At 45.1% G+C, this 19,308-nt stretch carries 17 protein-coding genes; 7 read left to right on the top strand and 10 right to left on the bottom strand.

Translation table 11 applies throughout. The features are described 5' to 3' along the window. Positions 1-11 precede the first annotated feature (11 nt). From GYMC10_RS05320 to GYMC10_RS05300, 5 genes are all read left to right on the top strand, one after another. The gene (locus GYMC10_RS05320; RefSeq protein WP_012819205.1) at positions 12-809 is read left to right on the top strand and encodes an ATP-binding cassette domain-containing protein; all 798 of its coding nucleotides are present in this window, start codon (positions 12-14) and stop codon (positions 807-809) included. Positions 810-1,040: 231 nt separating this feature from the next. Further along, a complete protein-coding gene (locus tag GYMC10_RS05315) occupies positions 1,041-2,057 on the top strand; it encodes an ABC transporter substrate-binding protein (RefSeq protein WP_012819204.1) in 1,017 nt (338 codons plus the stop codon). Further along, positions 2,054-2,953 (top strand): aliphatic sulfonate ABC transporter substrate-binding protein, encoded by a 900-nt coding sequence (locus GYMC10_RS05310; protein ID WP_012819203.1) that lies wholly within the window; start codon positions 2,054-2,056, stop codon positions 2,951-2,953. Before GYMC10_RS05315 ends, GYMC10_RS05310 begins: the two co-directional genes overlap by 4 nt. Beyond that, positions 2,954-4,096, top strand: a complete 1,143-nt coding sequence (locus GYMC10_RS05305) for an LLM class flavin-dependent oxidoreductase (RefSeq protein ID WP_012819202.1) — start codon at positions 2,954-2,956, stop codon at positions 4,094-4,096. 27 nt (positions 4,097-4,123) lie between these two features. After that, entirely contained in the window at positions 4,124-5,110 is a 987-nt protein-coding gene (locus tag GYMC10_RS05300; protein WP_012819201.1) for an ABC transporter substrate-binding protein, read from the top strand. A 222-nt stretch (positions 5,111-5,332) separates the two neighbouring features. Here GYMC10_RS05300 and GYMC10_RS05295 read toward each other — a convergent pair whose 3' ends face one another. The 5 genes from GYMC10_RS05295 to GYMC10_RS05275 all read right to left on the bottom strand — a co-directional run bounded on the left by GYMC10_RS05295 (position 5,333) and on the right by GYMC10_RS05275 (position 8,429). Beyond that, positions 5,333-5,842 carry a hypothetical protein gene (locus tag GYMC10_RS05295; RefSeq protein WP_012819200.1) on the bottom strand — a complete coding sequence of 170 codons (510 nt, stop codon included), beginning with the start codon at positions 5,840-5,842 and terminating at the stop codon, positions 5,333-5,335. A 34-nt stretch (positions 5,843-5,876) separates the two neighbouring features. Next, positions 5,877-6,212 carry a hypothetical protein gene (locus GYMC10_RS05290; RefSeq protein WP_012819199.1) on the bottom strand — a complete coding sequence of 112 codons (336 nt, stop codon included), beginning with the start codon at positions 6,210-6,212 and terminating at the stop codon, positions 5,877-5,879. A 21-nt stretch (positions 6,213-6,233) separates the two neighbouring features. Further along, a complete protein-coding gene (locus GYMC10_RS31760) occupies positions 6,234-6,323 on the bottom strand; it encodes a polymorphic toxin type 50 domain-containing protein (protein ID WP_261979580.1) in 90 nt (29 codons plus the stop codon). Positions 6,324-6,834: 511 nt separating this feature from the next. Then, on the bottom strand, positions 6,835-7,164 hold the full coding sequence (locus GYMC10_RS05280; RefSeq protein ID WP_012819198.1) for a hypothetical protein: 330 nt from the start codon (positions 7,162-7,164) through the stop codon (positions 6,835-6,837). Continuing rightward, a complete protein-coding gene (locus GYMC10_RS05275; protein WP_012819197.1) occupies positions 7,164-8,429 on the bottom strand; it encodes a WXG100 family type VII secretion target in 1,266 nt (421 codons plus the stop codon). The genes GYMC10_RS05280 and GYMC10_RS05275 overlap by 1 nt, the downstream gene beginning before the upstream one ends. 1,091 nt (positions 8,430-9,520) lie before the next feature. Between GYMC10_RS05275 and GYMC10_RS05270 the strand changes: the two genes are divergently transcribed. Further along, the gene (locus GYMC10_RS05270; RefSeq protein ID WP_012819196.1) at positions 9,521-10,924 is read left to right on the top strand and encodes a helix-turn-helix domain-containing protein; all 1,404 of its coding nucleotides are present in this window, start codon (positions 9,521-9,523) and stop codon (positions 10,922-10,924) included. A 337-nt stretch (positions 10,925-11,261) separates the two neighbouring features. Here GYMC10_RS05270 and GYMC10_RS32715 read toward each other — a convergent pair whose 3' ends face one another. Next, the gene (locus tag GYMC10_RS32715) at positions 11,262-11,549 is read right to left on the bottom strand and encodes a hypothetical protein (protein ID WP_049788672.1); all 288 of its coding nucleotides are present in this window, start codon (positions 11,547-11,549) and stop codon (positions 11,262-11,264) included. Between the two features lie 49 nt (positions 11,550-11,598). Continuing rightward, complete coding sequence (locus tag GYMC10_RS05265; RefSeq protein ID WP_049788671.1) at positions 11,599-12,342, bottom strand: endonuclease NucS domain-containing protein; 744 nt, start codon at positions 12,340-12,342, stop codon at positions 11,599-11,601. 174 nt (positions 12,343-12,516) lie between these two features. Here GYMC10_RS05265 and GYMC10_RS05260 point away from each other — a divergent pair, with 174 nt between their 5' ends. Continuing rightward, on the top strand, positions 12,517-13,305 hold the full coding sequence (locus tag GYMC10_RS05260) for a hypothetical protein (RefSeq protein WP_012819195.1): 789 nt from the start codon (positions 12,517-12,519) through the stop codon (positions 13,303-13,305). 84 nt (positions 13,306-13,389) lie between these two features. Here GYMC10_RS05260 and GYMC10_RS05255 read toward each other — a convergent pair whose 3' ends face one another. The 3 genes from GYMC10_RS05255 to GYMC10_RS05245 all read right to left on the bottom strand — a co-directional run bounded on the left by GYMC10_RS05255 (position 13,390) and on the right by GYMC10_RS05245 (position 19,165). Then, positions 13,390-14,082, bottom strand: coding sequence for a nuclease-related domain-containing protein (locus GYMC10_RS05255; protein WP_261979735.1), 693 nt, complete (start codon positions 14,080-14,082; stop codon positions 13,390-13,392). Positions 14,083-14,538: 456 nt separating this feature from the next. Next, the gene (locus GYMC10_RS05250; RefSeq protein ID WP_012819193.1) at positions 14,539-16,971 is read right to left on the bottom strand and encodes a restriction endonuclease-like protein; all 2,433 of its coding nucleotides are present in this window, start codon (positions 16,969-16,971) and stop codon (positions 14,539-14,541) included. After that, a complete protein-coding gene (locus tag GYMC10_RS05245) occupies positions 16,943-19,165 on the bottom strand; it encodes an MrcB family domain-containing protein (protein ID WP_012819192.1) in 2,223 nt (740 codons plus the stop codon). The genes GYMC10_RS05250 and GYMC10_RS05245 overlap by 29 nt, the downstream gene beginning before the upstream one ends. Positions 19,166-19,308: the final 143 nt, after the last annotated feature.

Here is a 19,308-nt window from a genome sequence, read left to right as displayed (position 1 = left end):
CCTGAAAGGATGTGTCGACCCTGAAATCCTCTACCCACGGTGTACATCTTCGTATAACCCAATTACAGAAAAGCTTTGGCGAACAGCCTGTACTTCGAGGCATTGAGCTGGACGTGAAGCCGGGAGAGTTCATAGCCATCATCGGGCGAAGCGGCTGTGGGAAAAGCACGCTATTGCGCGTGATCGCCGGATTGGAGCCCGCCACGTCGGGAGGCATATGGATCAATGACCATCCGGTCCACCATGTGCAAACCGAGACCCGGATGATGTTTCAAGACGCCAGGCTGCTGCCCTGGAATAAGGTCATCGATAACGTAGCGATCGGACTTCGAAAAGAAGACCGTCATAAAGCGGAAGCCGCTTTAGATCAGGTTGGGCTCGGTGCCCGGGCCAATGAATGGCCGTCCGTGCTCTCCGGCGGTCAGAAACAACGAGTCGCCTTAGCAAGAGCATTAGCCAGCCATCCCAAATTATTGCTGCTCGATGAACCTTTAGGAGCATTGGACGCATTGACCCGTATTGAAATGCAGCAATTAATCGAATCGCTGTGGCAGCAGCAGCCATTTACGACCGTCTTGATTACGCACGATGTCGAAGAGGCTGTCGTCTTGGCTGATCGCGTGGTGCTCATTGAGGAAGGCCGGATTGCGATGGATCGAACCGTTCCTTTCTCACGCCCCCGTCAACGGGGAAATGCCGAAGTGGCAGCATTCATCGATCACATCCTGAAACGGGTCATGGGCATAACCGAAGTGGCAAGCCCGCATGAAGCAGAAGACCTCCCCTATCCATTAAAGAAAGGTTCATAGGTTTCGAATACCCTCCCGCTTGGGAGGAGAATTCCATAACTATTTCTTGAAGGAGGTGGATCACAAGCGAGCGTTTCACTGGACGTGAAAAAATCGTAAGAAAAACGTTTATCGACGTACTTTCAAAGAAGACAGACCGCGTTTAGCGGTAGTTTTTCTTACGATATCAGGCAGCAGATTCTCCGAAGTTTATACTTTCTGATATCTAGAAAAAGAAAGGAGCCCAGAAGCATGCCTAACGTGGATAACCCGCAAGAAACCGTTAAGGAAATTATCATTACCCGCTGCCCGGTTCCGACAGCAGCCAGCTTGGCCCTTGATCTCGGGCTTCTTCATCAGGAGCTTGAAAAGTCCGGATGTACGGCAGCGGAACTAACGAGAGACACCCGTCAAGCTTTGCCTGATGCGCATTTTAACCACACCTTGCCTTTCCTGGTGCGGGAAGGAGGAAACATTCCGGCTTTATGGGCGCGTTCAACCGGGAGCGATACGCGGCTTATCGGACTAAGCTGGGTCGATGAATATCAAGCCATCCTCACCCTTCTCGACTCGGATATTCAGGGGCCTGGCGATTTGCGTGGAAAACGAATCGGGATTCCTCGTCATCGATATTTAGAGATTGATTTTCGGGCGGCCCAAGCGCTTCGCGGTTTTCATAATGCGCTCTCGCTGGCGAATCTTACGCTGGATGACGTCAACATCACCCATCTTGAAGCGGCTCGTGAAGGTAGAAGGGATTCGTGGAATACCGAAATCGAGGCGCTGCAGCGGCGTGAGATTGATGCCGTTTTTGTCAAAGGAGCTACCGGGCTGGAGGCCGCCCGTACGGTTGGCCTAAAGGAAGTGATCGAGCTCGGGTTCCATCCTGACCCGCTGGTGCGAGTCAACAATGGCGTGCCCCGAACCGTGACCGTCGATACGGCCTTGACGGAACAGGAGCATATCGTGGAACAGATTCTCACTTCTCTGCTTCGTGCCGCCGATTGGTCCAAAGATCATCCCGAGGATTTCATTCGGGTCGTTACAAAGGAAACCGGCGCTTCCTCCGAATATGTAGCCTCCGCTTATCGTAATATTTCCCTTCGACCGGCACTGCGCGAAGACTATTTAACGGCGCTTGATGCCCAGAGCAGGTTCCTGTTCGAGCATGGTTTCCTCCCGCATCCCGTGAACGTATGGGACTGGATTCTTCCAGAACCGTTAGCCGCAGCTGAACAAAACATTGCCAAAGGAGTGTCTCTCACATGACTCAAACGAAAGCAGACGTAACCATCGGCGTTCATCCCAATAATCATTCGTTATTCGTATTGCGCCGCTTAGGCTTTTTGGAAGGGATTCTTAATGACCACAACGCATCCGTTGCCTGGGTTGATTACACCGACGGAGCGAGGACGCCTCTGCGTATCGCTTCCGGCGAAATCGACTTCGGAGGTACAGGGTCTACCCCGCCGTTAACCGCGCAGGCTTCGGATATCGATATTGTATACGTTGCGGTATCGAATCCTCGTACAGCTAGCGGCGCCTTAGTCGTGCGCAAGGAATCGCCGGTGCAATCCGTTGCCGATTTGAAAGGCTTGCGCATTGCGCTGTCCGAAGGGTCCTGGCATACGAGTTTTCTGGCAACCGCGCTCGATAAGGCAGGCCTTCTATATGATGATGTCGCCCGTGCGGATATAGGTAATGCGGGGGCAAAGGCACTGCTGGCCGGCGAAGTGGAGGCTTGGGTCGGTAACGATCCGCAGCTGACGGAGCTGCACAACAAAGGTCTCATTCGCACGCTCGTGCCACTTGAGTCCCATATCTCTCACCGTTCCGTATGGTTTGCCAGCCGGGATTTCGCGACGAATCAGCCGCAGCTGCTCCAGGCCGTAGTTGAAGCGCTGCAGCAAGCAGATCAATGGATTCAAGACAACACGCGCGAAGCGGCAGAGCTGTTTGCACGGGACTTGCCCGATTGGCCTTCCGTGGATTCATGGGAAGCCGCGCTTCAGCGGAGACCTTGGGGGCTGCAGCCGATTACCGAGGAATTCATAACCGAACAGCAGCGGGTTGCCGATCTGTTAGCAAGGCAGCACATTTTGCCTAAAGCCATTATCGTTTCAGATGCCGTGTTACCTGCACCCGTAGAAATTGGAGGAGAATAGATGGCTGCACATAAAGAGAACATTGAAGTGTATTGGTATTTAACCGCGCCGGATGGCCGCAGTCCATGGTCAACGGAGGGTGCGCGCAAAATCGATTTGCCTTACCTGGGGCAGATTGCCTCGGCTGTCGACCAATTGGGATTTACCGGCGCATTGCTGGCAACGGGCCCACATGATACGTGGGTGCTGGGCTCCTCCCTCATTTCCAGCACGAACAATATGCGTTTTCTCATCGCTGTGCATCCGCCGCTGATTTCCCCCGTGCTCGCCGCGAAAATGACACAAACCTTCGATGATTTTTCCGGTGGACGCGTATTATTAAATATCGTGAACGGGAACACGGCACAAATGCGTGCCTATGGTTCAACGCTTGGGCATGATGAACGTTATGCCTACACGGATGAATGGATTCAGGTGTGGAAACAAGCGGTGGCCGGAGAAAGCCTGGATTTCCATGGCAAGTATATTACCGCCGAAGGCAAAGCCCTGCAGCTCTCTTCCACGCAGAAGCCAACGCCGCCCCTGTGGTTCGGCGGATCGTCGCAAGCGGCCCACCTCGCGGCAGCCAAGCATATCGATACGTACCTGAGCTGGGGCGAAACGCCTCCGCAGGTCGCCGAGAAGATCAAAGATCTTCAAGCTTTAGCTGCTGAACAAGGGCGTACTATGCGGTATGGCATCCGGCTGTATCTAATCGTGCGCGATACGGACGAAGAAGCATGGCAAGAAGCGGATCGGCTGCTTAAGACGATGGATCCGCAAACCGTGGAACATATGCAAAACGTTCTGCGAAACAGCGATTCGGTGGGGCAGCAGCGCATGCTACGCAATCACAACGGCCAAATTCCTAAAGACGCGAGGGAGCTCGAAATTTATCCGGATTTATGGGCCGGGATGAGTCTGGTACGACCAGGTCCGGGCACAACGATCGTTGGCAGTCCGGCAACCGTTCTGGCGCGCATAAGAGAGTATCAGGATGCGGGCATTTCAACGTTTATTTTCTCCGGCGTTCCGCTGCTTGAAGAAGCTTACCGTGTAGGAGAATACATCCTGCCCCACCTGCGTGTTGACCGTCAGGCCGTGACCACACCTAAGCAAGAAGAACAGGAGAAGGTCTTCACGTGGGCTCATAACATCCACTAAATGATCCGGCAAAAAGGGAAGTGTCCTATGCGAAAAATAAGCTTACATTTACTATTAGTAATTCTGTTAGTTACGTTATCGGCTTGCGGTAACGCCGGCCAAGCGAAACAAGCTAGTGCCAAGGATGACGCCGTACCCGTTCGTCTTGGCATACTGCGCAGTGCCCAGCCATTAAGTTTATCCGAGGAAGGCGGGCCCCTGTATAAGAGACTGGAAGCAGCCGGAGCGAGCATTGAAAAAACCGGCGGTTTCGCAGCCATGTCGCCAGCGATCGAGGCGTTAAACGCCGGTTCGATCGATATTACGATCGGCTCCATTACGGCAGCCATCAGCGCCCTTGTCGGGGGCTCCTCGGAATTTACGATTTTTACGAAGCAGCCTGGCGATCAAGATAATCAAGGCATTGTAGCCAAGCCGGAAGCCGACATCAAGGGGCCATCCGATCTCCGAGGCAAGAAGATCGCCGTCAACCGCGGCGGCACGGGCGAATACTTACTATACAAAGCACTGGAGAAAGGCGGACTCGATGCAAGCGAAGTCGAGATTGTCTATCTTCCGCCAACGGAAGCGGGACCTGCTTTTGAAAGCGGGCAAGTCGATGCTTGGGCGACATGGGGTTCGTTCACGGCCGTGGCGCTCGTCGACTTCGGTGCAGAGCTGGTCATTTCCGCAGGCGACATCGAATCCGAGAATGATACGGTGTATATTGTGCGAAACGGATTCCTGAAGGAGCATCCTGAGCTCGTCCATGAAGTGTTCGAAGGCTTGAATGAAGAGTCCGCCCTTCTATCCGACGACGTCGATCACACCGTCCAATTAATTCAGGACATCCAAGGCGTCTCCGAACCCGTCGCGCGTCAGCAGCTGGAAGGCTCTTTATACCCGTTTGACCCGATTGATGACACCGTCCGCCAACGTTGGCAAGCGGTCGCCGATTATATGTTTGAGAAAGGGATTATTCCGAATGAAGTGGATGTCCTATCCAATACGGTGGATGTGAGGACGTTGAAGTGAAGCTGCTTGAGGAAGCTTAGAGGAGCGATGAGCATCAGGCATTGTTCGGTAAAAATTCCAGTATGCAACTCTTCGAGGGCACGAGGTCTGCTTAGGACTTGGTGTCCTTTTTTTGCTTAAACGATTGACCTAGCATTGAACCACAAAAGAAGTAGGTCGCCCGTAATCGGATAACGACCCCTATCTACACGCTACGTTGTTCCATCTTAGTTGTCATTTAAATTATTTAAATTCCGTTAACTCTTCATAGTTCGTAATTTTAAGTTTAATTTTTCCTTCTTGATGAATGTTATTTTGATAATAAATTTCTGTAATCAGCTCAGAAATCTTTCTTGAATCTTGGACCATTTGATTGAATACTTCCTGATCAGCTTCAGTTATTTCCTCTGTTTCATTATAGTTAGAAGATATTGCGCTAATTTTTGTATTCATTTTATTGGCAATAGGAACTAATAACTCTGTCGATACTCCCGAATCTATAACTTTAGAATAGCCCTCTACACGATATAGCTGATTATTTATCTCCTGAATGCTTTTACCATCCAAATCTTGAAAGTTGCCAAGATTATGATAAAAATTCCAGACTTCAAATACGGAATTACCTATTATAGATTCCAGTTTCATTTTTAAATCTCTATCGTTTTTGATGTTTTGATTAATCAAAAGTATAGAAAAGATAATCAATGTTATTACAGAGAAAGAAATCAGAATATTCTTAGTTCTTTTTCTCAATCCGCTTGCCCCCTTTCGCCTTCCCGAATACTAATTATAAATTTCCCCTTTCCCATACTTTCTTTCCGTCGATTAAATTTACTGAACTTGGTGGATCTTCATAGAGAGAAATCTCAACCAATGAACTTTTTCCTTCTTTCAACCAATTATATACACTGCCTTCGTTAATAGAAGGATAGGATAAAATTTGATTTACTTGAAATGCAGTTGCATAATATTCTGCGTACTCGGGATCATCATCATCTAATCCATTGTCTGTCTCAAAAAATGTGTCTGTTTTGCCTACAATTCTTAATCCACTGTCCCACTCTAATACGATTTCTACACCTTCATACTCTCTTAATGTTTTAAATAAAGAATCTGCTTCCATAGACATCCTCTTTCTTATTTTTTATTCTGATGGTTTAGCTGGTACTATATGAGCACCATCTTTTCCATAGTGTATCATCCCTCTATGAGTCTCTATACTTCCGTGACTCATTCGCCTCTATAAACGTTATGATGCAGCCTTATTTAAAGTTGATAAAGAATTAATTAAACAAACCCCCACCATTTTCAAATAACAATGATAGGGGTCTGTTCATTAAAATGTACAACCTAATTGCTTACTAGTCCGCTATATTGATGACGTTATCTTTAACCTGATAAATGATATATTTATGATTCCATTGTTGCACGGTAACAATCGTTTCTTCATTTCCCTTTTCAAAAAAATAATTAGAGCCTTCTTGCTGGACATAGCTCCATCCTTCACTGCTCATTCGCTCTTTTAGAAGCTCAACGGAACGATCCTCTCTTGCATGAAAGATGAATTTGCTTGGCTTCGTTATCTCCCGGCCGATTAACGGGCGATGCGTGGTGCACGGCGGGCAGAATATTTCCGAAATAGGCACGGCTGTTTAATAGCCACTAATCAACCCCTGGTAGGTTAGCCAAACATAGGTATAATGTTTTATTCGGCACTGGGTAGCCCCACCAGTACTTATTGAAACCTAGCCAATAAACACTACTGCCCCTTCTCTTCGAAAAGCGATAGGAAGTTCAGCTTCAAGTAATTCAATTCTTTCAATTATCTTATCTTGTTTTTCGCTGGGTAAATTTGTTTTTGCCCACTCCTTTATCTGGGATAGCTCCTTCATCACAAAAGGCAAGTCTTCCTTCTCCATATCTAATCCAACGGAAAAAACATTAATCCATTCTAAGTTCAGTTCTTCAATAGCAGGTATCCAACATTCTTCGAAAAAAGCTTCTGATGCTACAGGAATATAAAATTTTTCCTCGAACTCGTTTTCTGAGTTTAATATCATAGCTGCAATAGACATTAATCTTTCCCTCCAAATATTGCTTCAAATGTGTGGTCAGGAAATTCTTTTCTTAGTTGATTTAGGCTGTTCTCGACTGCCTGCCTTAGTTCAGGTGTATCTCCGTCTAATCTAAAGACGAACTTACGGATATTTTGGATTTGGTCTAGTGAAGGTACATCCGGTGTACCATTTTTTGTCGGTCTAGTTGCAATAGCTTCTTCCAGGTTAACTATCCTTTTTCTAGTCTTATCTAGTATTTGCTTATCAGCAAACTGCTGAGGAGTTTGGGCAGGTAACCCTGTCTTAGGATTTACTATATTTAATCCTTTAGCTGTTTTATCTTCATAAAAAACACCGTTCTTCAAATCGATTTCGTCTAACTCACCGATTGGTCTTCCATTCTTATCAACAATTTCTACTTCTTTTACCGGTTTAACATTACCGGCACCCTCATCCCCCGACTTCCTACCGTCACCACTAGCGCCACTATCACCGCCACCAAGATCATCATGCTTATTATTCAGCGGGCCTCTACCCCTAATTCCAGCACGGTTGAGAATAGCGCCTCCAAGGATCATAGCCGACTGTTGACCCAAGTAATTGGACCAGCCGCCTGCTGAATCGACTTCTTTCATGGTGTCTGCCACGATTTTTTCACGATATTCGTTACTAAAAACCATTCGGCCAGCCCATACCGCTGTGTCCCAAATATCCTCGACCGTCCCGATGGTTGCATTATAGAGCATCTCTTGCCCGGTTCCAAGCGGATCTTCGTACAAGGACATCGCCGTATCCTTTAACGAGTTCCCGAACTGGGCGGCTCCGATCTTTACGCCCTCCCATAGTTCCCCTGCTTCTTGCTTCACTGTGTCCCATACGTTTCCGGCTTCCTGCTGCACCGAATTCCAGGCTTCCTCCGCTTTTCTCCCGGCATCCTCTACGGCACTATCGCCTGCGCGGCCCCTCATCATAGGGAATGCTCCCAGCACATGCCCGGCAACTTGGATCGGTTGTCCCCGCTCATCTGCTGACTTAAATCGTTGGGCAATCCCTCTCAGCTCCAGGCTTATCCGCTGGATATGCTCCGTGGTCTGCGTCATCTCCCGATGCGCCTGCTGAAAATCCGCATAAAAAAGGGATCTCGTCGTACCTTCCCAGGCAGACTCCAGCGTATGGATGTTCTGATTCAGCATGTGTATCATCGCTTCCAGCTGTTCATGCGCCCTGGAGCATTGCTCTGCAACGCGCAGCAACATCTCCGGTGTGACCAAAATTCTACTCATAACAACCTCTCCATCTTGCTTTCGGGATTGAACCTGATCTCCGATCATAGTTAACTTAAATATTTTACTCTACTTGAATTATATGGAAAAGGTTCTCGAGGCCTTGCTATGTCACTTAAAACTAGGATCTTTTTCTCAGTAGATACAGGACTTTATTACGAGCGAGGTTTTCAGTAATATGACCGTTATTATAGGTGGGGATGAAGAGAGTCACGGACATGACATTCCTTAAAAAAGGGGGCGAATAGATGGGTTAATTTATCCTTTATTATTCTCGCCCTGCTTGCTTGCACTGAATATCTGTTTAGAAAAAAATAATTTGTACTTGTCCTTAGGTATCAATGGAACACCGGAAAAACTGCTGTATTCCTACCGACGATGATCGGTGAATCCCTTTCAACCAATTCCTTAAAGTTTACACCCTTATAACCATACTCATGTAATAATGACTTGGTAACCTTTTCCCCCAATGTTACAACAACTTTAGGTTGAATAATCCCCTCAATGAGAGGTTTAAGAAATAAGGACACGCAATTACGAAACCACGATCCTCTCACTTTACCAGCTAGCCCACCTTCTGTTTTCACACACAAGATAGCGTTGAAAAAAATAAATCGTCATGTTTGTTTTTAGCGTTACTTTCATTAATATCCACACCAGCAATATTTAACTATCATGGACAATCCATCTGTAAAATCCATTCCCTAACGTTTTACTAAACAAATATAAACAAGCAAATAGTAAATTAAAAACAGTAAAAGCCCAGTGTATCCCCATTCATCTCGTCCCATGTCTCGAAAGCTGAAATCCAGATTTCATCCACCTGTTCGTCTAGAAACTGCATCGTTTCCCAATTAGGCTACTTATCACCGCCTGTTAATAGATTAGAGTCATATAGGGCAGCAAGATCGTAAAAAAGTGCTGCATTAAACCTTCTTTCCTATCCTTCAAAGTTAAGTGTAACAACGCTAACAGAAACATTCCTAAATCAAATCCCAATAAAGTTATTGACCAATGGTGTATTTATGCATTAAATTACTTATATACGTCATTTTCCTGAATATGGAATATAAATCTGGAGGGGGATATCTTTGTTACCTACAGACACAACGATAAGTACGGAACTATTACGATACCTGAAGAAGGAAAACCTCAGCATTTCCTCGTTTGCAAATAAATCAAGGATTAATTCAGGAACACTGAGCCGATTCATCAAAGGGCAACAGCCCCTTTCCGTCTCCAACCTTGATTTAGTAACTGAAGCTATGAATTTGGAAGAGGGATATTTTTATTCCTTTTATGCGTATGAATGCATGATTCAGTCATCCCCTAATTGGAGACGACTTGGCCCATTTATCATGCGCTGTGCCGAACTAAATAAACTCAAATGCTTAGATCAGCTTGTTGGAATGATGATGGATAATTTAACGTATTCATCTTTGCTCTTTGATACCGCAGAAGCACTATACCATAAGGGAAATCGAGAAGCGGCCCTGATCATTTACAAAAAAGTTGCCGAAAGTGAAAAATACCAACATGCCGAGCGATTGGGTATGTGTCAATACAGAATATTTACTTGCTCCTTAAACTCGGATCAGGAACATAACCTGGACTGCACAATACAGTTTGAAAACTATGTCAAACGGCTCCCTGATGCAGTACAATTAGATGCACTAAAAGATTTAGCTAACACGTTATTATCTTTACGTAAATGGAATAAGGCGAAATACTATATTCAGGAGATGGGACGTATCTCCAGAGTACTATATTCTCAAAAACATAAACAAGCCAGACCTAGCAGTAGACTTAAACGACCAGCCAAGCCTTTGTTCGGCTATATTTTGTACTCTGATTTGCTGTTAGGTTCGATAGCAGCTGAAAACGATGACTATGATCAAGCACTTTATTATGTATCCTGTTACGAGGATCAAAGCTGGGTTAAAGAATCAGATGAAGCTGCCGAAATAACCAAAGAACAATTTCGGGAATGGGCAAAAGGCAACCGTTATTTATATGAACTAATGAAAGGTAATACAGATGTGCTAGAACCGTATATCGATTATCTCTCCTCCCGTGAAAACGAAATACTAAAAGCTTTGTTTAAAATCATTCAGGCTGCTAATATGTATCATTTTGAAATCGATCAATATCTCGATAAATTCGAAAAATTGATCTTAAACCATCTCAAACGCGGGGGAGGAGTCGGAAGTTATACAGAATATATAATAGATGACCGTTTTGCCAATTTTCTTACCGATCTCGGAAAGTATTACATATGGAAGGATAACATTCAAAAAGGATCGAAATATATATTGGAGAGTTTGGAAATCTCATATAAAATTAATAGTACAGCTAACATCGTGAGATGCTGCACGACGATTGAGCATATCCGACATAAGTTAAGTTATTCAGATCTCCAAAAATACGCCGCCATAATGAAGGAGGTTTATTATCAAAATGAAAAAAAAGTTAGTGGTGTTTTCACTCATCCTTAGCTTCACTGGAACTTTGGTATTACCGGGTAGCCTAACTATAACCGATCCATCAAAGCCGATTCCTACCATCCCGATGTCTACCACAAACAGCCACGGTGAGGGTGGCTGGTGATTAGTTAAAAGTGTTCGCTTACCGCCTTCGGCAAAGCGACTCGCACGGAATAGCTCATACAAGATGACCTAAGCAATCAATTCCCGTGATCGACCGATTGAAATATAAGTGATGATGAAGAGCCGAGGCTAATGATTTTTGTCTAGCCTTGGCTCTCTATGTTAAGTCGTCGATTTAGATGGAGGTATCAATATACCTCACGAACTCCTAGATGAATATACCCTACTATTCTTCATCTATTTGAAAATGGTGCGTGAGACGTTCAATAGTAAACTGGTTTCTCAATTTACATGCTGAGTTCTGATTTGCGAACATCCCTTTTTCCCAGATTGCTTCATGCTTCGGAAGCGTCTTAATCCAATCCACGCGCACCACGTACTCGCAGAGATCAGGATCATCGACATCCTTATCCATGTTGACATGCAAGCCCGCTTCGAGAAGCGGTATATTCTTCCCATCAACCACCACCTGAAAATCCTTGATTGACACCACTTCATCTTCAACAACACCCACACCGACATACCCTACTTTAGGAATACACGCAAAGATCCGAGCACCAGGCTTAAGGAGATTCAGCGTATTGCTGTACCACCTTCCTTGCCCAGCCGAAATGAAGCCGTATCGTCTGCAATCCTCCCAGTTCCGATGAATCCCGTCTCCCAAGGAAACGTAATAGTCTTTTCCGTTCCAAGGAGCCTTTCCCGTCTTTTTTGGATGTCACGCTTAAGGCTTTAGCTTCCACTTGATTGGGGTCAATGAGCCAGTTCCTTGCTAAATACTCGTTATCTCCATCTTTGAAATAATGGAAGAAGAGGGCATTCACAGGTACACCGAAGGTCGTCAAATAATTGATAATCCGTTCAGTGGACGGATCCAGCTCGGCCGACACGATAATTAATTCGTGCAGCTCATTTAAGGCATCAGGAAAATCAGTCTTGAAATGATCTACAAACTCTTGCTCCAGCTGCTTTCCTGGATTTTTATCACTATAAATACGTATGATATCCGTGTAATCTAGCTGTTGGACCCAGGAGGCATAATCCAGTGTCTGCGCAACAACTTCACGAGGAGTCTTGTTGCGTTTAAGCTCAATCACAACCAAATTACCTTCGGCATTCATTGCTAAGATATCAATGAATTTACCGAACGCCGTACTGATCTGCCTGCCGATAAGCATCAAGGAAGGGTCAATAATGCTAATATCATCGGCAATAACATCCTCAAGCTTGCGCTCGGTTTCTATATTTGAAAAATGGATTTTCTCCACCTTTTCATTGATTTTCCACACTCCTAATTCGATGGGCATATGAGCTGGCTCCTTTCCCTATCAGTATTAAATGATTACATCACTAAAGACCATTTGCGGTACAAGATAAATAAAATACTTTCCAAATATTATCGATTAAATATAATAGATAATATTGCCAATCTCAGTTGGATAATAATACCTACATGTTATCAGAAAGGACTAAATCAAGAAATGAAAAAACTAGCAATACGAATCGCATTTATTTTTATCCTTGCAGTGACATCTGCCTGTGGGAAAACAAGTGACAAATTAAATACGTCCCAAGCAGTACAGAGCAACGAAGAACATCCTCAGGGACAAAAGAACAAGGGGGATGATAGCTTAAACATTCCATCTGACAACGAGGAAACTACAACTACTTCAAATAATAGTCAGCAAGAAGCTACACCGAATCATGTTGAGACACAGCCAGAACATGCAGCCTTAGATATTCCGACGTCCGACTCATTAATTCGTTCTCCTGAAGAAAAGAATTTATCTCAAGTAGAGTGGAAGCCTGGTGAGCCTGATGTAACTTTGCCTTTAAGATTTGGCACAACAGAGGCGGAATTAGTTTTAGGACTAGATCACCCTAACGGGACTAAGGCTGTGATGATCTTCCCTTCTACTTCCGTGGGTTGGCAGCTTGACTTGTCTGGTGATACGGGAGTATTCGACGAATACGGGGAATTACAGGAGGGTTATAAAATACAAGCCGCTCTCCATGATTTTGATCAAGATGGCATTAGCGAATTAATCGTCACAGCTGGCAATTCAATAATTGACTTAAGCATTTGGGTTTATTCCTTTACAACCGTTGGGGACTTGCAGAAAATCAATCCAATCAAGCAGGAATTATCAATTACTGGCCAGAGGTACATAGAGATTGATGGTGATGAAATCATTGCCCCTTATGGATCTCAAGGATTATTCGATTATTATAAATATGTGGATAAGGTGTTTATGCAACCCGTTTACTAAGTTCACTGTCTATTTTAAGTTTACCCCTTTATTAAAATTGCCGCTCTCCACTTCCATAAGTGGTCAGCGGCAATTATTTATTGGCTATTTTTTCACCTTCCTCACACTCTCCGCCTTATCCACATGCTCAGCCCGAATCTTCGGATCAGTGATGTTGGCTTCTTTCAGAGATTGATAGATCTTCTGAATATCCGATTCCGTTAGAGCGGGCTCCGACTTTTCGGCCTGAATCCGGTTCATTTTGCGCTGGATATATTCGGACAGTTCTACATCGTACACGATCAACTCATCCGACTGGATTTTTCTCAACTCAGGGTCAACGCTAAATCGGCAACGCATCGTGAATGAAACGAGTGATATATATCGGCTCTCTTGGTAGTCGGGTAGTAAGCTTTTAATCGCTTGTATATGGCCGTAATTCTGCATAAACGGGTTATACATCTTAAACCGGTTGCTCACCGTCCAAGACTTATTGTCTCTTGTCCCTTTTATCTCTCCGTTGTAGTTCTTCGTCTCGATGACAAACAAGCCATGCGGAGTGATCACAACGTGATCGATCTGCGAATACCCGGTACGTGACTTCGGATTTGCCACCATTAAATCACTCACATACTTACACCCTTTAGGGAGTTGATCCAGTTGAATATTAATCTTATGCTCTCCCAGCTCTCCAATTCGAGTCGGCTGAACTTTAGGTTTAGGTTTGCTGCTGTATGTTTTGGTCCTACTAGGTTGGGTAGACTTCTTATCTGGAGTATTGGACTTGAATAACGACATTAACTTTTTTAACATAAGAGGGCTCCGTTCTATAGGTTTAGATGGTTCAGCCGATCCGCTTTTTCTTTCTCCAGTCATTCAACTTGTTCTCAAGCGAGATCCCGTTTATCAATTGAATGTTTAATCTTTTCGGTGCCTCTTCTGGCGTCCTTGGTAGTATTACTGGTCGTCATAATCCAGGCATCATAACCGTGATTTTGTATTTCTTGATGTTGTGCTGGATGTAGCGCTAGTTGCATTACGTGTCCCTGCCTTCTTTTTCGCCCTTCTTTTTCGAGTCCAGAAAGCCCCAGCCACTTCTGCAATAATTAGACCAACGAAAAACACGCCTACAAATATACCCCAATGTAACTTAGGGTTAATGAAATACAAGGAGAGAGCCAGGATTGTAAACAACCCTCTCAGCACATATGCGATTTGTCGCCCTTCGGCTTTATATGTTCTCGCCATAACGGTTTAACCTTCCCTTTGATTAAAATTGTCCGAACCGTGAACCCCCAACACCCGCTTCGCTAAATCCACCTGATCATGATCCAGCTCCACCTTGACCGTACCTATACGTCTCTGTTCACGCCACTTTATCAGATCCTCTTCCGTCTCAAGTTTCAGTTCCGCAATTTCCAAAGCCCGGTCAAACATGTACTTCGATGTATACAAAGCCGTATAGATACCTCTCCCGCCGGAAACAATCGGTTTATCCCGTTTGATCCACAGATCGATTATAAATTTGACATATAACTTCTCTTCCGAGCCGCGTCTTGCCGGACGTTCGGTAATTTCTTTGCGACGTAGAACCTTCCAATCCACAACACGTCCGTACCAATGGATCCCCGTCTCTCCCGTAGACGCGAACTTCCCCTTCGACTGATACAAAGCAATGTATTCAATCTGCGTGAGAATCTTGTGATCTGTCACGTTCTCTAGTGGCATATGATAAAAGTTCAGTTTGAGCGACAATTCTAGCTGGGAAGGCTCCCTTAACGATCCGACAAACATATTTTTGCCAGTCAATTTATCCTGGTAGTAGTTCTTCGTGCCTCGAGGTCTTATCGAACGTTCGTAAGCTTTTTCCGGGCTGTCCCTAATGATCTCATCTAAGAAGGCCTCCATCAGTTCGGTCGAGTTCGGAAGAAATGGAAAAGCGCCCACATTAACAAGCTCGATACTCTTATAAAAGCGGTGCTCCCGGAACTTCTCCTCATCATGATACGGAAACAGCACATAAGCGCCAAACATGCTACGTTCATACTCTTGTCCATGCCCATCCGCATACACAATCGCGTCCCGGTACCGGTGCATCGTATTAATATCCTCTTCCTCAGGACCTGGCTGCTTATATCTCTCATAATAAGGGGTTCCCTCATATGCCGAATTCAGCCGATACTTGGCATCGAAAATATACTTATACTCCACTGCAGCCTCGTTCTTCTTCAGTGTAAGCACATTATCCGGCTTCTGGCCGAGTGTAGCGCTCCGATCGCCTTTCGGAAGTGCGTTGTAATAGAGCGTAAACACTTCCCCGTTACTCGGGTTGCGGTACACCATTCTGGCCTTGGCCGACTTATCCAATGTCACAAAAATCCCCGTACGCTGCACCTTAATAATATCTTGCTTAAGAAGCTCGTATTTCCGGCTGAGAAGATCATGGATTTTCAAGAAACACCAATACTCATACAGCTGCGCCAAGTCTTTCATCGAAAGCCGGAACAAGTCGCTTTGAATGGATAGCCCTTTCATAAGCATCAGATAATTCCGATACACTTCCCGGTATCCAGGTGCCATTTGCAATACTAGGGACACTGATAGCTGCTTCATCCCACCAACATTCAGAAAGTCGAGACTTAGCAATCGCTGTAACTGGTTCTGCATGGAACCTATTCGCTTTATGAGGAGTGGATCTTGCAAACGAGATTTTCCTGATAGTCTGAGCTTCAATTCTTTTAATTTGCTTGATATGCGTTCAATCACCCACCGCACAAACCGGTTCTCCATCGTGTCATATTGGATTTGCCTCTTCGTCTCCAAGGCATGACTAGGATATAAAGAATGCCCGTTAATCGGTACAAACCCGATCCGGTCATCCTGCCGAAGTAAATGCGGGTGTTTCGTCAGGTAAGCTATGTTTTCTTTACCACTCTTCTTGACCCTATCTGCCTCCACCTTTCGCATCTCTTTCACCAACTTATAGTTAGGCGAAGTTTGGATTCGTTCTACGGCCTGGACAAGCTGTTCAAACACATGCTGTAAAATCGTAAAAAACTCCGTCAGACTCTGGTTCTTCGTTTCCTTTAAACCGGTGAGATGGTACGTTTTACGAAGGAAATCGAATGACAAATTATAAATCTGCCGGTTCACGTCGCTAAGGATCGCTTGATAATCCTCTTTGTAATCCATTTTCGACGGAAAAATCTCTAGTTGAAGTTGAAAAATAGCCTGACCACCCAGACGAAGCTCCAAATCCGTTAGACCAACCTCATTCTGAAAGTTCAGGATCCCCGACAGGATCGACTGGCCTAGTGGCTTAATTGCCTGCCTGACGCTGACATTCTCATGGTGGAAGGAAAAAGCCAGCGGTTGCTTCTTCTCCACGACAAGCTCATACGACTGGGTTTCGAAAAATATTGGCCAGCTCTTCTTCCCCATCTGCCATGAAATAAGCTTCCCTGTCTCCGGCGAGAACATTGAAATCTGTTCGATCTTTAATTCACTCGAAAGAGAATGGACCTGGAGGCTTGTATCGATCCATTCCCCATCGTGGTGTCGATGAAGCTGCATAGACTCCACCGTTGGATGATACGGCTTGCCTTGAATGTAGAGGTTGAACAGATTGGTCTCAACTCGCAGTAGTTCCACGCTCTGATTAAGAGAGCCAGTAAGAGGTGAATCCATCTTCTTCTAACCTCCGTAGCATAAAGGCGATTTTCCGAGCGCTTAGCGGATGCTTCGCCTTGTTCTCCTCTTGGTTGTCGTTCCACTTCAGATATATCTCCGATGCATCATCCATTAGATCCGACACGGGTAAGGTTCTTCCTAATGCCCCTTGCAGGAGTTTGAGGAGCACCCGCTTCACCGATAAACTACTGCCTTGGACGCGTGGTAAGATTTTCTGCAGAAGCTGCAAATCAAAAGCCTCATCATCCGATAGCAGTTCAAAGCGCTGATTGTAAACCATATAAAAGCAAATCGAATCCCGAATCCGGAACCCAACATGGGAATGGATCTCTTCTAAGATTTGATTGATCTTCACCAGCTTCTCCGTTGTGGCATGTACTAGTTCTGTATGTTCGGAATACACATCGATCAATTGCAAATACTCGCTTCGTAAAAATGAGTTATGGACCGGTAGATCTGTTGCTTCCCTCTCATGAAGCGCTAAGCTCGGGTATTGCTGCAAATTAATATAGTTAAACTCAATAGTGTTCGCGCGATCGAGCACCTTTTTGCTGAAAGGATGTGTCGTCTCATCCATGTTCACCGTGCCAATCAAATAAACATTATCCGGCATGGATACGTCCCCATACAGCAATTGATCCTCCGGCAATAAGGACTCCCGGTTGATGAGCTTGGAAGTAACAATCCGGTCTCGTCTCCATTCCTGCGTCTCAATGATACTGAGCACATCGCTAAAGTAATACTCCACCCGTGCCAAGTTCATCTCATCCAGGCAGATAAAATAAGGCTTATGTTGATTCTCTGGTTGAGACGCCTCTACAAGCACCTCTGCCAAGCGACCAGGACGGAACACCCCCGACAAGTCTTTGTACCCCAGCAAATCCGAAGGATCGCTCCAGTCTGGCCGTACCGGAATCAACGTAAACTGCCCATTGTCCGCGGTGGCCCCTAGCGCTTCGGCAAATAGCTTCACGAGCTTGGTTTTGCCAGTACCAGATACCCCTGCCAGGATGACAAAAGGTTTCGTTTTTAGGGAGAGGTATAGGTTCTCGATGAGGCCTTGGGGATAGTGGAAACCCCGGTTGGAAATGAATGATTTGACCTGCTCTAACTGTTCTGAAACGGTTAATGAACTCAAGATTGGGCTCTCCTTAACTTCGGGCGCTGGCACTTCTTCGTCTGCGTTCTTGTTCTGCAAAACATGCTCAACATACATTTTATAGTTAGAAACCACATTCTCTAGATCGGACTGCAACTGATCATCCTCTGGAATAGCCTCACGATCATAGCGGCTATACGCAATCGTAGAGACTTGGTAATCGCGACCGAGGCCGCTTTTTGACGTTAGATTAATCCCATCGTCTTTATGCATCCCCTCCAGAGGGATAATCTCTCGTATCTCAGTAGCTTTGTTCTCAAGGTACTGGTACCCTTCTTTTTTACCAAGTTCATCTTTCGGTACAGTAACCCCTTGGGCTAAAGTAAGATAGACAGACTCCATATCCTCCGAAAACAGATAAACGATATATTCGCCATGCTGCGTCGTATCCGTTATGCGCTTATCCATCACCGCGATCCAAGGAATGTTGGCCCAATTCCCTTTACCAACGGAACCATCAATTTTATAATTTGGATTCATAAAAGAAAGTGACCTTAAATACTCTGGTATCTCCTGTCTGAAACGAGCACCTAACGGATGACCCGCAAATGCCTGGCTTTTAGCCGATATATAACTATTCATGATTTCAAACAGAGCATTTTGAAGAGAAAATGCTGGCGTCCCTAGCTTATCGTTATAATTCTGTAACTCTTTCATAGCGTACTCTTTTAACTCTTGAATAACGTTGTCATCTAATTTGTCGGCTATAGCATGACGAAACGTTACAGTTTGCTGATCTTGATCAACTTCTAGGATTGTCGATAGCGCCTCCAGTGGTGTCTTAAGCAAAGATATAGTTTGGGACAAGGTGAACTCGTCCCAGTGGTTTGCCCTTCCAGGGGGAGGTGAATCCACTCTGTTGCCTATCCTGCTATTTTCTTGGAAGTATGCCAAAAACCGCTCAGCGATTGTGCTGAGCGGAAAAGATAAAGATTTGGATTGTTCATAATACTCGATGAGTGATAGGATCAAAACCATTTTATAGGATTTTTGTTTAGCACGAAATATGGATGAGAGTTGTTCTGGTAGCATTGAGACCTCCGATAAATTTGCTCAGTTATTACTTTTATACTTAATTACGGGAATTGCTTTTAAGCAGTTAAATATTTACATTTACGATAGGCTAATATCGGTTAACGAAAATTGGTTTGGTAACTCATAGACTATTTTTAGGG

This window comes from Paenibacillus sp. Y412MC10 (assembly GCF_000024685.1).
GTDB lineage: Bacteria > Bacillota > Bacilli > Paenibacillales > Paenibacillaceae > Paenibacillus_AQ > Paenibacillus_AQ lautus_A.
Note: the sequence above shows the minus strand (reverse complement) of the source record. Positions and strands in the feature narration are given on the sequence as shown.

Bases quoted from the DNA above. Each gene is read 5' to 3' on its own strand.
- GYMC10_RS05315 (WP_012819204.1), top strand. From the start codon at position 1,041: ATGCCTAACGTGGATAACCCGCAAGAAACCGTTAAGGAAATTATCATT.
- GYMC10_RS05310 (WP_012819203.1), top strand. From the start codon at position 2,054: ATGACTCAAACGAAAGCAGACGTAACCATCGGCGTTCATCCCAATAAT.
- GYMC10_RS05305 (WP_012819202.1), top strand. From the start codon at position 2,954: ATGGCTGCACATAAAGAGAACATTGAAGTGTATTGGTATTTAACCGCG.
- GYMC10_RS05300 (WP_012819201.1), top strand. From the start codon at position 4,124: ATGCGAAAAATAAGCTTACATTTACTATTAGTAATTCTGTTAGTTACG.
- GYMC10_RS05290 (WP_012819199.1), bottom strand. From the start codon at position 6,212: ATGGAAGCAGATTCTTTATTTAAAACATTAAGAGAGTATGAAGGTGTA.
- GYMC10_RS31760 (WP_261979580.1), bottom strand. From the start codon at position 6,323: ATGAGTCACGGAAGTATAGAGACTCATAGAGGGATGATACACTATGGA.
- GYMC10_RS05280 (WP_012819198.1), bottom strand. From the start codon at position 7,164: ATGTCTATTGCAGCTATGATATTAAACTCAGAAAACGAGTTCGAGGAA.
- GYMC10_RS05275 (WP_012819197.1), bottom strand. From the start codon at position 8,429: ATGAGTAGAATTTTGGTCACACCGGAGATGTTGCTGCGCGTTGCAGAG.
- GYMC10_RS05265 (WP_049788671.1), bottom strand. From the start codon at position 12,342: ATGCCCATCGAATTAGGAGTGTGGAAAATCAATGAAAAGGTGGAGAAA.
- GYMC10_RS05260 (WP_012819195.1), top strand. From the start codon at position 12,517: ATGAAAAAACTAGCAATACGAATCGCATTTATTTTTATCCTTGCAGTG.
- GYMC10_RS05255 (WP_261979735.1), bottom strand. From the start codon at position 14,082: ATGTCGTTATTCAAGTCCAATACTCCAGATAAGAAGTCTACCCAACCT.
- GYMC10_RS05250 (WP_012819193.1), bottom strand. From the start codon at position 16,971: ATGGATTCACCTCTTACTGGCTCTCTTAATCAGAGCGTGGAACTACTG.
- GYMC10_RS05245 (WP_012819192.1), bottom strand. From the start codon at position 19,165: ATGCTACCAGAACAACTCTCATCCATATTTCGTGCTAAACAAAAATCC.